Source organism: Sinomonas flava, from assembly GCF_039531875.1.
In the GTDB taxonomy this organism is placed as follows: domain Bacteria; phylum Actinomycetota; class Actinomycetes; order Actinomycetales; family Micrococcaceae; genus Sinomonas; species Sinomonas flava.
In genome coordinates this window covers 347,349-361,739 of sequence record NZ_BAAAQW010000006.1, presented here as the reverse complement: position 1 = coordinate 361,739, position 14,391 = coordinate 347,349, and the positions used below count along the sequence as shown (strand labels likewise).

General features: G+C 65.7%; 11 protein-coding genes. 3 read left to right on the top strand and 8 right to left on the bottom strand.

Annotation, left to right across the window (positions count from 1 at the left end; translation table 11 throughout):
- Positions 1-4,239: 4,239 nt before the first annotated feature.
- The 8 genes from ABD298_RS13010 to rpmH form a co-directional block, all read right to left on the bottom strand.
- Positions 4,240-5,472 (bottom strand): ParB/RepB/Spo0J family partition protein, encoded by a 1,233-nt coding sequence (locus tag ABD298_RS13010; protein WP_344300134.1) that lies wholly within the window; start codon positions 5,470-5,472, stop codon positions 4,240-4,242.
- An 84-nt stretch (positions 5,473-5,556) separates the two neighbouring features.
- Positions 5,557-6,501: a ParA family protein gene (locus ABD298_RS13005; protein ID WP_425564408.1), complete on the bottom strand. Its 945-nt coding sequence runs from the start codon at positions 6,499-6,501 to the stop codon at positions 5,557-5,559.
- Between the two features lie 174 nt (positions 6,502-6,675).
- Positions 6,676-7,356 carry a 16S rRNA (guanine(527)-N(7))-methyltransferase RsmG gene (rsmG, locus tag ABD298_RS13000; protein ID WP_344300132.1) on the bottom strand — a complete coding sequence of 227 codons (681 nt, stop codon included), beginning with the start codon at positions 7,354-7,356 and terminating at the stop codon, positions 6,676-6,678.
- Between the two features lie 4 nt (positions 7,357-7,360).
- Positions 7,361-7,900, bottom strand: coding sequence for a Jag family protein (locus tag ABD298_RS12995; RefSeq protein ID WP_344300131.1), 540 nt, complete (start codon positions 7,898-7,900; stop codon positions 7,361-7,363).
- Positions 7,897-8,862, bottom strand: a complete 966-nt coding sequence (gene yidC, locus ABD298_RS12990) for a membrane protein insertase YidC (RefSeq protein ID WP_208711006.1) — start codon at positions 8,860-8,862, stop codon at positions 7,897-7,899. The genes ABD298_RS12995 and yidC overlap by 4 nt, the downstream gene beginning before the upstream one ends.
- 25 nt (positions 8,863-8,887) lie before the next feature.
- Positions 8,888-9,265 carry a membrane protein insertion efficiency factor YidD gene (gene yidD / locus ABD298_RS12985; protein WP_344300130.1) on the bottom strand — a complete coding sequence of 126 codons (378 nt, stop codon included), beginning with the start codon at positions 9,263-9,265 and terminating at the stop codon, positions 8,888-8,890.
- Complete coding sequence (gene rnpA, locus ABD298_RS12980; protein ID WP_344300128.1) at positions 9,249-9,647, bottom strand: ribonuclease P protein component; 399 nt, start codon at positions 9,645-9,647, stop codon at positions 9,249-9,251. The genes yidD and rnpA overlap by 17 nt, the downstream gene beginning before the upstream one ends.
- A 51-nt stretch (positions 9,648-9,698) precedes the next feature.
- A complete protein-coding gene (gene rpmH, locus ABD298_RS12975) occupies positions 9,699-9,836 on the bottom strand; it encodes a 50S ribosomal protein L34 (protein WP_208711009.1) in 138 nt (45 codons plus the stop codon).
- Between the two features lie 543 nt (positions 9,837-10,379).
- Between rpmH and dnaA the strand changes: the two genes are divergently transcribed.
- The 3 genes from dnaA (at position 10,380) to gnd (ending at position 14,378) form a co-directional block, all read left to right on the top strand.
- Positions 10,380-11,792 carry a chromosomal replication initiator protein DnaA gene (gene dnaA, locus ABD298_RS12970; RefSeq protein ID WP_344300127.1) on the top strand — a complete coding sequence of 471 codons (1,413 nt, stop codon included), beginning with the start codon at positions 10,380-10,382 and terminating at the stop codon, positions 11,790-11,792.
- A gap of 512 nt (positions 11,793-12,304) precedes the next feature.
- Entirely contained in the window at positions 12,305-13,429 is a 1,125-nt protein-coding gene (gene dnaN / locus ABD298_RS12965) for a DNA polymerase III subunit beta (protein ID WP_344300126.1), read from the top strand.
- Between the two features lie 64 nt (positions 13,430-13,493).
- Entirely contained in the window at positions 13,494-14,378 is an 885-nt protein-coding gene (gene gnd / locus ABD298_RS12960; RefSeq protein WP_344300125.1) for a phosphogluconate dehydrogenase (NAD(+)-dependent, decarboxylating), read from the top strand.
- Positions 14,379-14,391 lie beyond the last annotated feature (13 nt).

The window sequence follows — 14,391 nt, the reverse complement described above, 5'->3', positions numbered from 1 at the left end:
TTGATTGACCGCGTTTCACGTGAAACGACGCGCTATCGTCGGCCCAAATGAGCCTCCTTCGGCTTAGGCAGGACACGACATCTAGCGCCACCGCGACAGGCACCCCTGAGCGTGAGTATGGTTCAACGTCGCCAGCCCGACGTTTCACGTGAAACTCCGCGAAATGCTGTGGTCCTGCCCCCGGCGCACCCCCCGCTCAGCACACGCGCACGCACGCGCGCACGACCAGGAAATCGCCTTCCAATCCGCAAACTCCGCCCATTGAGCCACTCCGAACGGTCCAAGCAACCGGATTGGAACTCCAAGCAAATCTGTATGTGAGCTCCCGTCGCACGAATGCGAGCGTCTGCGACACACTTCTCCCACGATGCCCGACCCCTCGCTGTTTTGTTCATCACTCACCCCTCTCTGACGAACGGGGGCATTCTTGGCCATCAGAGCTCGGTCGAATGCGGCTGTCCTAGCAGCACGAAGAACACCACGGCTCTCGGACGGCTTCCCGGGACAGAAGAGCGAGCGCGCAAACTTAGCCCGATGCTCGGATGGTGGAGTGCATCTTCGGTCCTGTTGCTCGATAGACCTGGAGCGCCGAAGCTCGGGCCCCTGGCGCTGCTATCGGGCGCAACGCATCAAGCATTCGGGCCCTGCGTCAACCCGATCATCGTGCCATCTCAGGCCTGACAGGTGTTGCGCCTTTGTTCGCCCTCATGATCTACGCCCTCTGTTTCACGTGAAACAAAGCCTGCGCCCCGACCACAGCTTCGCGGTGGACGGTCTGCGGAACCAGCGAGACACCGGCGAGAACCACTGGCTGGCAATGACCAGCAGTACCGCTGAACGCAGACGCTCAGGCGCTCACTGGGACGCGCCGCGACGCGCCTCCTGGCGTTCATCCGAGAACTGTGGAGTGCGCCCACGCTTCCGCCCTCTCGAGCACCGACCATACCGCGTACTGGGCCAGACGTGAGAGCCCATTCGGCCGCACAGTGCACTGTCCACGCCTCGCGACAAGGGAAGCTGCCGTGCATCCGTGAGATTCACGCGCCACAGAGGGGGCGGTAGGAACGAGGGGCCTGCGGGTGCAGGAACAGATGCGTGCTGCAACTGCTGATCAGGCCCCCGCTCTGACCGGGGCCGACATCCACTGGCCGGCCGCCGTTCAAGTGCGCCGAGCGATTCATTAGTGGGGTTACGACCACCCAAATTCCGCTATCTTGGATCTGGCCGGCGCGCGCTCTAGCCTGGTCCGGTTGCTGACCGATGCGGAACGTAGAACTGGTCGACCGCAATGACAGGCAGTACTGACCAGATGGCCGAAGCCCGAAGAATGCCGGGGTAAGCAGTGAGGTGACGGATGCCAGACCTATGGCGTCCATCGCGCATCCACGATCCGCGAGTCACCGAAGGTGCGCGCATCGTGACAACATCAGCGGGACACCTCCATCAGGTCTCCGGCCCCGTCGCTTGTTCTATGCAATTCGGGACAGCCTTCGCAGCCACACAAACGCTGGATCGAGTCGGCATTGCAGCTGACGCTGTATTTCACCTTGGCGTCTTGAAGTCAAACTGCGGTACCGTCCGCCAGAGATCGTGTCTGCCGGCTCCTGGGCTGTTGCCACTTGCACCAGCAAGAGGGGGCAAGGGGCGTCCTCTGCGTCGGCGTTTCACGTGAAACATGGATGACTGTTTGTCCCTTTGGTGTCAGCCGCTCCGCCCGCACATCATCCAGTATCTCCTCATCCAGCATCTCCCTTGCGTTTCCGATCCGTGCGGCCGAACAGTGCGGAGAATGCGATCGACGCGTAGGGCGTCAGCCTACCCACCTTATGGCGTCAGCCTACGCACCACCGGGAGCCATAAGATGCTTCAGATCGGGGCCGAATAGAAGGTATGGAACAGACCGTCGACCCTGGTCCCCGTGGCCAGTTGAAGGGGCGAGTGTCCCCTAACCGGGCCAACGAGGAGCGCTCGGGCCTTGCCCACGGGCAGTCCACAGCGTGCGATCCGCCGACCCGGGGGCACAATGGGCTCAGTTTATCCACAGCCAAATCCACAGGCACTGTCCACAGTGAGATTCACACAATCCACAGCTCGCTGACCGGCTATACCTCAGCGCTGCCACGCGGTGCGTCTCCTGGGTCAGCGACGGGTGCAGTGCGAGGGACCGGAAGCAGCAATGCCCAAGCTTGGCACCAATGGTCATTTCGCCTCACGGACGCGTTTCTGCAGCGGATTCGGGTAGAGGTCCCACGCCTCAGCCTCGCTCGCCACGCGCGTGGCACGGCCGTGGTCTCCCCGCCACGTCCAAGGAGGTGCGCGGGATTGAGTAGCGACGCCGAAGTAGCCGGTGGGCGACCGCCACGCAGGACCTTGCGCGCCCCTGTCCACACGGGATATCCACACGGTTATCCACAGGCGCTGTGAGGGGCGGCTTCCGGATTCCCACATCGATATCCACAGGCTCTGCTTGACCTCGACCTAGGTTCGCGCCGGTGAACCACACACGCCTCAGGGCTTGGCAAGAGATGTTCCTTCTCGAGCGTCCGACCAGTAGTGGCTGTCCACATGAGGCGAGCTATCCAAATTGAGCTAAGCTGCGTTGCGCACCCTAGGTGAACCGGACGGCCTCGCTTCTCCCGCATAGCCCTCCGGAGCGCCGCGGACGACCGGTAACTTTGGGTCTGACCCGAGAACCCTCATCGAAAGCTCGGCGAGGGCGCGCGGCCGCGCTCTGGCATGATCGGGGTCCAGCCCAGGCCGTGAGTCGACGCCGGGTTTGGCGTGCTGCCACTGCCGTAAGCCCATACCCGCAAGCCGTTCAACACGAAGTGCGTCCGCCGACCGCTCAGGGTAAGCAGACATCAGGCAGTGGTGCGCACGGCTAAGTGCGCGCACCACGATCGATACGACCGTGCCGAAGCTGCCGCGCCGTCCTAGAAGCTGCCGCAGTCCCACACGGCTGAGCCCGGCGGTCGCATAGCCAGTCACGCCGGTGGGCTCTGCCGGGGCGGCCCCGTCGACCGACACACGACACCAAACGGTGCCCAGGTTTCACGTGAAACAGGACGGATCGATAAGTTGTCGTAGGTCGGCGCGAAAGAAGCGGGACGTAGATTTCGCAGATCGGACTTGCTCAAGTGATCACTCGGTACACAGCGGTCTTGGGTATGGATCCTTCCTGCTGCTTCTTTGCTGGATCACCGGGGGCGGCCCTCGTTTCGCGAGGGCGAGGCGTGGCGGCTTCTCCATCCTCCGTAGATTCGTCGTATGGACCGCCCGTGCGGCCGACGGCGGGACGAAAGTTCTGGTTCTACTCGCGCTTAAATCGCGCTCCGAGTAGCTGGCCTGTTGGCTCGTCCTTTAGGAAAGTAGGCCCGCTGGTTTCACGTGAAACAGAAGGAGCCGATCGCTGAAGTACGCCGACTGCCCTGAGCGGTCGGCCGCACTAGCTGTCCAGAAGACTAGGCGCAGGCAAGCCATCAGCTCGCGGCGACGAAGACGACCGGATTCTGTCAGCGCGCATGCCCGACAGCGCGAAGCGTCCCCACTGAACGACGGGGGGCGGGTGTCGCGCGGCGCGAAGGAACGCGACGCGATGCGAAGGAACGCGAATGGAGCCGCCCGCAAGCCTCCGGCATTCCATCCTAGAATGCAGGATGTGCCGTTTCCGGTGCTGTCTTACGAGGGCGTGATGGCGTGCCGGTTAACGCTGTCCCCGCTTTCCACTTCCCGTGGGCGCGTCCCGCGCGAAAGGGGGGCACGTCGCGTAGACATCCCGACGCAACTGGATGTACGCCCACGTTGCCACGATGACCTTGCGCGACTGGCGACCATCTTTGCTGGCCCACCGTCCGCGTCTGGATCCACCTGAACCAACCACGCACTGACGCAGTAACCGGTGGTAGCCAGTTCGGCGCCCATTCTCGCTCCATGCCGCGCTCCATTTGGCCGCGCACGATTGCCGGAAGAGCGCCGATCCCCCTGGGCGCGCACCTCTCGCCCACGTGCTCAGTGACCGCGCCAGTGTAGGTGATGCGCTTCCTCGCGTCAGCGCAGCACCGTGAAAAGCACGGTCGACGGTACAATCCCGGTGCTGCACAACCGTATGACGGCAACAGACGGCGCGATGGGGCCCGCCACAACTGCCCATTTCCGCCTGTGGCCGCACGTCCTCGCGACTCGAGGGGCAGAGAAAAAGGGGCGTTTCACGTGAAACGCCCCTTCCCACACGTATTCAGATCACTCCTCTTCGGGACTGATCAGCGCCATGATGCGATTCAGATCCTCGACCGACGCAAACTCGATGCTCACTTTGCCCTTTCGAGCACCGAGCGTGATCTTCACGTTCGTGTCGAGCCGGTCAGCCAAATTCGAGGCGAGGAAGTCGAGCCGCTCGTGGCGCGCGTTCGGACGAGGAGCAGACCGTCGGGCATCCGCCGGCTCCTGGTACAGCGCGACAGCCTCCTCTGTTGCACGGACAGAGAGGCCCTCGGCTACAATCTTCTGCGCCATGCGCTCGACCGCCACGTCGTCAGGAAGGGACAACAGTGCCCGCGCGTGGCCAGCGGAGAGAACCCCAGCAGCCACACGGCGTTGAACCAGAGGCGGCAGGCGAAGCAAACGGATGGTATTGGAGACCTGAGGTCGAGAGCGGCCGATCCTGTCCGCAAGCTCCTCATGTGTCGCTCCGAAGTCCTCGAGGAGCTGCTGGTAGGCGGCAGCCTCTTCGAGCGGATTCAGCTGGCTCCGGTGGAGGTTCTCGAGCAGCGCGTCGCGAAGCAGTGCGTCGTCGCCCGTATCCCGCACGATGGCAGGAATGGTCTCGAGGCCAGCCTCTTTGGATGCACGCCAGCGGCGCTCGCCCATGACGAGCTCGTACGGCTCACTACCGTCTTCGGTTGATTTCCGAACGACGATCGGCTGTAGGATGCCGATCTCCCTGACGGAGTGGACGAGTTCGGCCATCTCCTCCTCGTCGAACACGGTCCGCGGCTGCTTACGGTTCGGATGGATGTCCGAGACACGAAGCTCAGCGAACTGAGCTCCCGGGACCTCGACGAGATCCAAGTCGTCCGCCGAGGCGCTCTTGGCAGCGGGACGGCCCCCACGTCGCCCTGCTCCGGTGGACAGGCCAGCGTCCGTCTGACCAGCTGCAGATTCAGCTGCCCTGGCGCGCGAGGTCGCGGAGGGCGCCTGCTCTTCGGCGGTCGCATTCTCTCCATCGATTGACGGAGCCACCGGACCGCTCTTCTCCGCCTCGGTGACGCCGTTCTGGGCTGTGGCGGCATCAGCCGCTTTCGGCCGCGTCTGGTCCTCTTCGACACCGACGCCAGCGTCGGGCCGTCGGGCGCTGTCCGGGAAGAACAGGTCGACGGGGCGAGATGAAGGCGACGTCGTATTCCCCGCGGCGGGAGCCGTGCTGGGGATCAGGGCACCCAGCCCCCTGCCCAGTCCTCGGCGCTTCTCGCTCATAGCGGTAATCCTCCCTCATGCCCACCGTTTACGGGGCAAAGTGGCTGTCTGAGTGCTTGCTGCGTGTCGGGGAACCCGAAGGCCCTATCGCTCGGCAATCTCGGCCGCGGCCTCGAGATAAGACAGCGCGCCTGTGGAGGAAGGGTCGTACGTCATGACGGTCTGCTGGTAGCTTGGCGCCTCAGAAATGCGTACCGAGCGCGGCACCACGGCCTCGAGGACCTGCTGGGGGAAGTGCTCACGGACCTCCGCGGCGACTTGCGCCGCAAGGTTCGTGCGACCGTCGTACATCGTCAGAAGGATCGTCGATACCCTGAGGTCCGCATTGAGGTGCTTCTGGATCATCTCGATGTTCTTCAGAAGCTGGCTCAGCCCCTCCAGCGCGTAGTACTCGCACTGGATGGGGATGAGGACTTCACTCGCTGCGCAGAACGCGTTCACGGTCAGCAGGCCAAGGCTCGGTGGGCAATCGATGAAGATGTAGTCGAGCCGCGGCTTCCCCTCGGCCTCGCGCTGCTTGGCGTAGTTCTCGATCGCCCGGCGGAGCCGCTGCTCCCGGGCCACGAGCGACACGAGCTCGATCTCCGCGCCCGCGAGATGGATCGTTGCCGGCGCGCATTCGAGGTGCTCGACGTCGGGGCACTGGGCCACGACATCGCCGAGCGGAGCGTCGTTGATGAGGACGTCGTAGATGCTCTCGACCTCTGCATGGTGCTCGATGCCGAGCGCAGTGGAGGCGTTGCCCTGAGGGTCGATGTCGATGACCAGCACATTGAGTCCAGCCGAGGCCAGGGCGGCGGCGATGTTGACCGTCGTCGTGGTCTTGCCCACCCCGCCCTTCTGGTTGGAGACAGTGAAGACCCGGGTCTTCGCGGGACGCCGGAAGGCCCGTCCCTGCAGGCGTTCGCGCCGACGGGCCTCATTCGCGAGCTGGCTCGCGATGGGACTGCCCTCGTCGAGTAGGTCGAGGAAGGTGGGACCCGAGGAGGACGAAGAGGTTTCACGTGAAACGTCGGCCGCAACCGGCACGGGTTGAGTTGGAACCGTAGTGGACGCCGTAGCGAGGGGACGGGCTGAGCCGAGGGTCAGGAACGGAGGGATTCTCTGCGCTGCCGTCTCTCCACTGCTCACTGGGTACTCACTCTCACCTTGCGTCGTTTGCCTCCTTCTAGACTAGCGGCTGGAGCCGCCAGCAGAGGCAGGTCAGGGCTGTCCGACGGTGATGCGCACAATGGTCGTCGGTTCGTCCAGGAGATCCTCCCCGACTGTGCGGACCACCGGTGAATGGCCCTTGTACTTCTTGATGGCCTTGGCCGCCTTCTCCACCTCTTCTGACGCACTCCGGCCCTTGATCGCCACGAGCACTCCGGAGCCGGCAAGCAGCGGAAGCGTCATCGGAATCAGGGTGGAGAGCGCAGACACCGCGCGTGCGGTGACGAACTCGGCGTCGACCTCACCGACAGCCTGCTCTGCGCGCGCACGGAGCACGGAGACGTTCTCCAGGCCGAGATCGTCAATGACCTCCTCGAGCCACGTGACGCGGCGCTCGAGCGGTTCGATGAGCGTCAGCTGCAGGTCGGGGCGGGCGATCGCGAGGCATAGGCCCGGCAGGCCGGCGCCGCTGCCGACATCAGCGACCGCGGCACCGACCGGGAACTCGGACTCGATGACGGCGCAGTTCAGCACGTGCCGGCTCCAGAGGCGCGGAACCTCCCGCGGCCCGATCAGGCCGCGCTCGAGGCCGGAGGTCGCGAGGTGCTCCACGTAGCGGCGCGCGAGCGGGAGCCGGTCACCGAAGACCTTCGTCGCAGCCTCGAGCTCGGTGCCGGCAAGCTCGGGGGCGGTCCCCACGGCGGCGTCGGCCGCCTCAGCATGATCCGCCATCAGCTCAGTCGGCCGAGACGACGATGTGCCGGCCGGCGCCCTCACCCTCGGACTCACTGGTGAATCCGAGCTCGGCGATGGCGTCGTGCACGATCTTGCGCTCGTAGGAGCTCATGGGGTCGAGGTGCACGGTGGACTCACCGGCCTTGACCCGTGCGACGGCCTTCTCCGCGATCTCCTGGAGGCGCACGCCCCGCTCGCCGCGGTACCCGTTGATGTCGAGCACGAGGCGCGAACGGTTGCCCGTCGCCGAGAGGACGGAGAGCCTGGTGAGCTCCTGGAGCGCTTCGAGGACTTCGCCGTCCTGGCCCACGAGGATGTCGAGGCCCTCGGCGTCGTCGTCGCCCACCACGGAGAGGTAGGAGCGCCCGTTGCGGACCTCGATGTCAATGTCCCCGTCGATGTCCGCGATGTCGAGGAGCTCCTCGAGGTAGTCGGCGGCGACGTCGCCCTCTTCCTCGAGGCGGCTGAGCGGGGTCATTGCGGCGGTGTCGTCGGCGTCGTCGCCTTCGGGCAGGTTCACGGCAGTGCTCTCTGACGTCATGGCTTCTTCTTCCTGTTCTTCCGCACCGGCTGCTGGCGCTGGGCCTTGGGCTCCGGCGGCGGGGGCATGTCCTCGGGCTTCATGGTCTTGCCCGTGGTGACGTCGATGGGGGCCAGCCCCTTGGCGGCGCGGCGCTCGTTGAGGGCCTTCGCTGCGGGAGAGCCGGGAGCGGGCATACGGCGGATGACGTAGAACTGCTGTCCCATGGTCCAGAGGTTGGAGATCGTCCAATAGATGAGGACGCCGATCGGGAAGTTGATGCCGCCGATGCCGAAGACGAGAGGGAGGATGTAGAGCAGGATCTTCTGCTGGCGCATGAACGGGCTGGCCATGGCCGCCTCGGACATGTTCTTGGCCATGATCTGCTTCTGCGTGATGAACTGCGAGGCGGTCATCGCGACGATCATGAGGATCGAGAGGACGGCCACCGAAACCGCGTTGCCGCCGCCGCCGTGCAGGAGGGACGCCGAGAGCGGCGCGCCGAAGATCGAGCCCTGCTCGAACTGGACGACCTGGTCGTGCGTCATGGCGCCGATGCCGGTGGCGCTCTTGTTGGCGTTCGAGATGCCGGAGAGCACCTGGAACAGCGCGAAGAAGAACGGCATCTGGATGAGCATGGGGAGGCAGGCCGAGAAGGGGTTCGTGCCGTGCTTCTTGTAGAGCGCCATCTGCTCCTGCGCCATGGCCTGGCGGGACAGCTGGTCGGTCTTCCCCTTGTATTTCGCCTGCAGCTTCTGCAGGTCAGGCTGCAGCAGCTGCATGCCGCGCTGGGCCTTGATCTGCTTGACGAAGACGGGGATGAGGGCGGCGCGGATGACGATCACGAGGCCGATGATCGAGAACGTCCAGGTCCAGCCGGACGCGGCGGGCAGGCCGATGAACGTCAGCCCCTCGTGGAAGGCCACCATGACAAAGGAGACCAGCCACCGGAAGGGCTCCATGATTGCGCCCAAGATGTCCATCAGTTATTTCCTCGTGTCGTCATCGTCAGTCTTTCCAGTAGCGATCGGGGTGGTTCAGCACCACGATCCGGGGGACGCGATCGTCCGGCCAGTGCGTGTGGCCTTCCGGCACGTTGTCGATCCCGCCCGCGTTCCACGGGTGGCAGCGGAGCAGCCGCCGCACCGCCAAGTACGATCCTCGCACAGCGCCGTGAACCGTGACCGCTTCGAGCGCGTAGGCGGAGCAGGTCGGGAAGAACCGGCACACCTGTCCGTAGAGGGGGGAGATCACGGCCCGGTAGGCCATGAGCAGCAGGATCAGGACCCGCCGCGGGAAGGTCCAGACCGCACGCACGACGGCGCGGGCCCACCGTGGCAGGCCGGCCCGCCGCGGCGATCCCTGGCTCTCAGCGGCCGCTGTCATGCCGGTTCGTCTCCTCTCCGCGTCCCTCGACGATGGCACCGGGCCCCAGCCTTCGCAGGGCAGCGCCGAGCGCGGACTCGTAGTCCTTCGTGAGCTCGGCCCAGGTGGACTGGGCTGAAGCCGGAAGGGCGCGTACGACGACGTCGATGCCGGTGGGGTGGCGCCTGAGGGTCGCGGCAGCCGCCTCCCTCAGCCTCCTCTTAACGAGGTTCCGGGTGACAGCGTTCCCTACGGCCTTGGAGACGATGAATCCGAAGCGGCTCGCGTCGGTGCCTGTACCGGCCGCATACAGCACGACGTTCCGGCGCCCTTGTCGGACGCCGGAACGTACGGTGTGCGTGAAGTCGGTGCCGGTGCGCAGGCGGTGGGTCGCGGCGAGCATCGTCTCACGACCTCAGCGCGTGCCTGCTGTCCGGGCGGGCCGAGTCAGGACTCAGGCCGAGAGGTCAGCGCGGCCCTTGGAACGGCGGGCCGCCAGGATGGCGCGGCCGGCGCGAGTGCGCATACGAAGGCGGAAGCCGTGCTTCTTGGCACGACGGCGGTTATTCGGCTGAAAAGTCCGCTTGCTCACGGTCTCACTCCAGTGGATCCAGGGCGCCTGCAGAACGGGAATGAACTGGCGGACGCTGCGTATGGGGGGCCTGCCGCCCCGCCGCGCCTCATGCCGTCCGCCGGCCACCAGCCTTCCCGTTCAGGGTTGGCGTCGTGGCGGCGTCCGAGGGCATGCGACAGGACAGTAGGCAGACACAAAGGACTTAACGACGTTAGGGCACGACGGCGCGCGGCGTCAATTCGGGTGCGCGCGAGCCGCGCCGCGAGACCGCCGGCGTTCTTTCCCCAGCCTGTGTCCAACGGCACTCACAGCCCTGTGGACAGCGTCCTCCCGCGGGGCAGGCGGCGAACTTCACCAGTGTAATTCATAGGCCCCCTGAACCCAGCTATCGTCCGGGTTGCCCGATCATCTAGGCTGTCCCAGTGCCCTCTTCCACGCCTGTGGGTATCCCTGTGGATGGAGCTGGCCGGGGGAACTGGACCGCGACCCCATGCCGAGGGGACGCCATCGTCGGTCACATCACGTCACACGCCGCCCTGCCGGCAGGAGTTAGAGGAGTCCATGGGACCTGAGGAAGCCAACGAGGCCAACACGCTTGGCAGTTCGTGGCGCCGTGTCGTGCGTCTCCTCGAGGAGGACGACCGGGTCTCGCCGCGCCAGCGCGGCTTCGTGTCTCTGGCCCAGGCCCAGGGCCTCATCGGTTCGACGCTGCTCGTAGCCGTCCCGAACGAGCTCACACGAGAAGTGCTCCAGGGCCAGATCAAATCCGCGCTCGACGACGCGCTCCGCTCGGTCTTCTCCGAGGACATCCGCTGCGCGATCGACGTCGACACCGACATGATCCCGGTCCGCGAGGAGACGTTCGAGGCAGTCAAGCGGCCCGAGATCCGCGAGGACCTCCGGCCGGCGCCGACTCCGCCGACTACCTCCCAGGAGGTCAGCCGCCTCAACCCCAAGTATGTGTTCGACACGTTCGTGATCGGCGCCTCGAACCGGTTTGCCCACGCTGCTGCAGTGGCCGTGGCAGAGGCTCCCGCGAAGGCGTACAACCCGCTGTTCATCTACGGCGACTCGGGTCTGGGGAAGACCCACCTCCTGCACGCGATCGGGCACTATGCCCGGCGGCTCTACAACGGCATCCGCGTCCGGTACGTGAACTCCGAGGAGTTCACGAACGACTTCATCAACTCCATCCGCGACGACGAGGGCACGAGCTTCAAGACCACGTACCGCAACGTGGACCTGCTCCTCATCGACGACATCCAGTTCCTGGCCGGACGCAACGCCACGCAGGAGGAGTTCTTCCACACGTTCAACGCCCTGCACAACAGCAACAAGCAGGTCGTCATCACCTCGGACCAGCCGCCGAAGATGCTGCACGGCTTCGAGGACCGCATGAAGTCCCGCTTCGAGTGGGGGCTCCTAACGGACATCCAGCCGCCCGAGCTCGAGACGCGCATCGCGATCCTCCGCAAGAAGGCGAACAACGACGGCCTCTCGGCGCCCGACGACGCACTCGAGTACATCGCCTCGCGCATCTCGGCGAACATCCGTGAACTCGAGGGCGCGCTCATCCGCGTGACGGCGTTCGCGAGCCTCAACAAGCAGCCCGTCGATGTGGCCCTCGCGGAGATGGTGCTCAAGGACCTCATCACGGACGACTCGGCCCTCGAGATCACCGCGGAGCAGATCCTCACCGAGACCGCGGCGTACTTCAAGCTCTCGGTCGAGGAGCTGAACAGCAAGTCCCGCACCCGCACGCTCGTCACCGCGCGCCAGATCGCGATGTACCTGTGCCGGGAGCTGACCGACATGTCCCTGCCCAAGATCGGCCAGGTGCTCGGCGGACGGGACCACACCACGGTGATCCACGCCGACCGGAAGATCCGGGAGCTGATGGCGGAGCGGCGGGCGATCTACAACCAGGTCACGGAGCTGACCAACAAGATCAAGCAGGCCCAGCGCGGGCTCTAGTCCTCCACACGGCGGAGGGGAATCACAAAGATTCGTGTCATTCGCGCACCTTATTAACAGGGTGCTGTGGACAACCCTGTGGATACTTAAGTGCACATCGGCAGGGCATGGGCTTAAAACCCCTCCTGGACCTGTGGAAGGCACGAATGACAAGAATCATGGCGTCCACAGCCTCCCCCAGCTGCATGCGCAGCCGATCAACATCCCGTGAACACCCCGGATCCGCACCAGTCCGCGGCCAGAAGCGGTTTTCCACAGTTTCCACAGCAGTTATTAACACCACGAATCCCAAGAATCTGAAGATCCCTGAATAACAGCAACCCCGTGCCGCGTCCCGCCGACCCCCACGCAGCAATCCCCCTTCCCGCTCCCGCTTGAACGCGGCTCCAGTCATGGGGCTAAGCTGTGGTCAGCGCGCCGAGTCCGCACCTTTCGTGTCATTCGCGGCCCGCTGCCCTGAACCTGCGCCTCAGCGGCCATGACGAGACAGCGACGAAAGGCGGAAGACCTCCGTGAAGTTCCGAGTCGAACGGGATGTCCTCACCGAGGCCGTGAGCTGGGCTGCCCGCTCGCTTTCGCCACGCCCGCCCGTTCCCGTCCTTGCAGGCCTTCTCCTCAAGGCGCACGACGGCGTCGTGAGCCTGAGCAGCTTCGACTACGAGACCTCCGCCCGCCTGGAGATCCCAGCCGAGATCCGGGAGGAAGGGACGATCCTGGTCTCCGGGCGGCTCCTCGCCGACATCTGCCGAAGCCTCCCCGCCGCCCCGGTCGACGTCGAGACCGACGGGACGAAGGTCACGCTGACGTGCCGGCGCAGCTCGTTCCACCTCGCCACGATGCCCGAGGGCGAGTATCCGTCCCTGCCTGCCGTGCCCGACATGCTCGGCACGGTCTCGGGCGACACGTTCGCCAAGGGTGTCTCGCAGGTCATCATCGCGGCCAGCAAGGACGACACGCTCCCGATCCTGACCGGCGTGCGGATGGAGATCGAGGGCGAGCTCATCACCCTGCTGGCCACCGACCGGTACCGCCTGGCCATGCGCGAAGTGCCGTGGCAGCCTGCCAACCCCGGCACCTCGACCTCTGCGCTGGTCAAGGCCAAGACCCTCAACGAGGTCGCCAAGACCCTCGGCGGGTCAGGCGAGCTGAACCTGGCCCTCGCCGACGACGAGTCCCGTCTCGTCGGCTTCGAGAGCGGCGGCCGCACCACGACGTCGCTCCTGGTCGACGGCGACTACCCCAAGATCCGTTCGCTCTTCCCCGACTCCACCCCGATCCACGCAGTGGTATCCACCCAGGAGCTCGTGGAGGCCGTGCGTCGCGTCTCGCTCGTTGCCGAGCGCAACACACCTGTCCGGCTCGCCTTCACCGACGGCCTCGTCACCCTCGACGCAGGGACCGGCGAGGACGCCCAGGCGTCCGAGGAACTCGAAGCGCAGCTGACCGGCGAAGAGATCACGGTCGCGTTCAACCCGCACTACCTCATCGAGGGCCTCAGCGTCATCGAGACGCCCTTCGTGCGCTTCTCGTTCACGAGCGCGCCGAAGCCGGCCATGATCACCGCTCAGCGCGAGCTCGAGGGTGAGGACGAGGACGACTACCGCTACCTCGTGATGCCCGTCCGCCTGCCCAACTGAGGCCCGGCCCACCGCCGCCGCCCCCAGCCACCAGCCCGCTCTGCTCAACGAAGGGACACCGACCATGCACATCGGACTCATCGGCCTGGGGAAGATGGGCTTCAATATGCGCGAGCGGCTACGCCGCGGTGGGATCGACGTCACCGGCTACGACCGCAACCCGGACGTCACCGACGTCGCCTCCGTCGACGAGCTCCTCGCCAGCGTCCCGGCGCCGCGGACGATCTGGGTCATGGTGCCGGCCGGCCAGGTCACGGACGCGGTCATCACCGAGCTCTCGGAAAAGCTGGCGCCCGGCGACCTCGTGATCGACGGCGGCAACTCGCGGTTCACCGAGGACCAGCGCCACGGCGAGCTCCTCGCGTCCAAGGGCATCCGGTTCGCCGACTGCGGCGTCTCCGGCGGGGTCTGGGGGCTCGAGAACGGCTATGGGCTCATGGCCGGCGGCGCCCCGGAGGACATCGAGCGCGCGATGCCGCTCTTCGATGCGCTTCGTCCCGAGGGCGAGCGTGCCGACAGCTTCGTCCATGTCGGCGGCATCGGCGCGGGCCACTACGCCAAGATGGTCCACAACGGGATCGAGTACGGCCTCATGCAGTCCTACGCCGAGGGGTACCAGCTCCTCGCCTCGAAGGACATCATCACCGACCTCCCCGGCACGTTCCGCGCGTGGCAGAAGGGCACCGTGGTCCGCTCCTGGCTCCTGGACCTCGTGGTCAAGGCCCTCGAGGAGGACCCCGGGCTGGTCAACATCGACGACTACGTCGAGGACTCCGGCGAGGGCCGCTGGACCGTCGAGGAGGCCATCGCCAACGCCATTCCCGCCCCGGCGATCACGGCCGCGCTGTTCGCCCGGTTCGAGTCCCGCACGGACTCCTCCCCGGCGATGAAGATGGTCTCGGCGCTGCGGCACCAGTTCGGCGGGCACGCCACGCGCCCGGCCAAGTAGAGCGGAGCCCCGC

Coding starts and splice junctions, on each gene's coding strand:
- ABD298_RS13010 (WP_344300134.1), bottom strand. CDS start 5,472: ATGAGCGAGAAGCGCCGAGGACTGGGCAGGGGGCTGGGTGCCCTGATC.
- rsmG (WP_344300132.1), bottom strand. CDS start 7,356: ATGGCGGATCATGCTGAGGCGGCCGACGCCGCCGTGGGGACCGCCCCC.
- ABD298_RS12995 (WP_344300131.1), bottom strand. CDS start 7,900: ATGACGTCAGAGAGCACTGCCGTGAACCTGCCCGAAGGCGACGACGCC.
- yidC (WP_208711006.1), bottom strand. CDS start 8,862: ATGGACATCTTGGGCGCAATCATGGAGCCCTTCCGGTGGCTGGTCTCC.
- yidD (WP_344300130.1), bottom strand. CDS start 9,265: ATGACAGCGGCCGCTGAGAGCCAGGGATCGCCGCGGCGGGCCGGCCTG.
- rnpA (WP_344300128.1), bottom strand. CDS start 9,647: ATGCTCGCCGCGACCCACCGCCTGCGCACCGGCACCGACTTCACGCAC.
- dnaA (WP_344300127.1), top strand. CDS start 10,380: ATGGGACCTGAGGAAGCCAACGAGGCCAACACGCTTGGCAGTTCGTGG.
- gnd (WP_344300125.1), top strand. CDS start 13,494: ATGCACATCGGACTCATCGGCCTGGGGAAGATGGGCTTCAATATGCGC.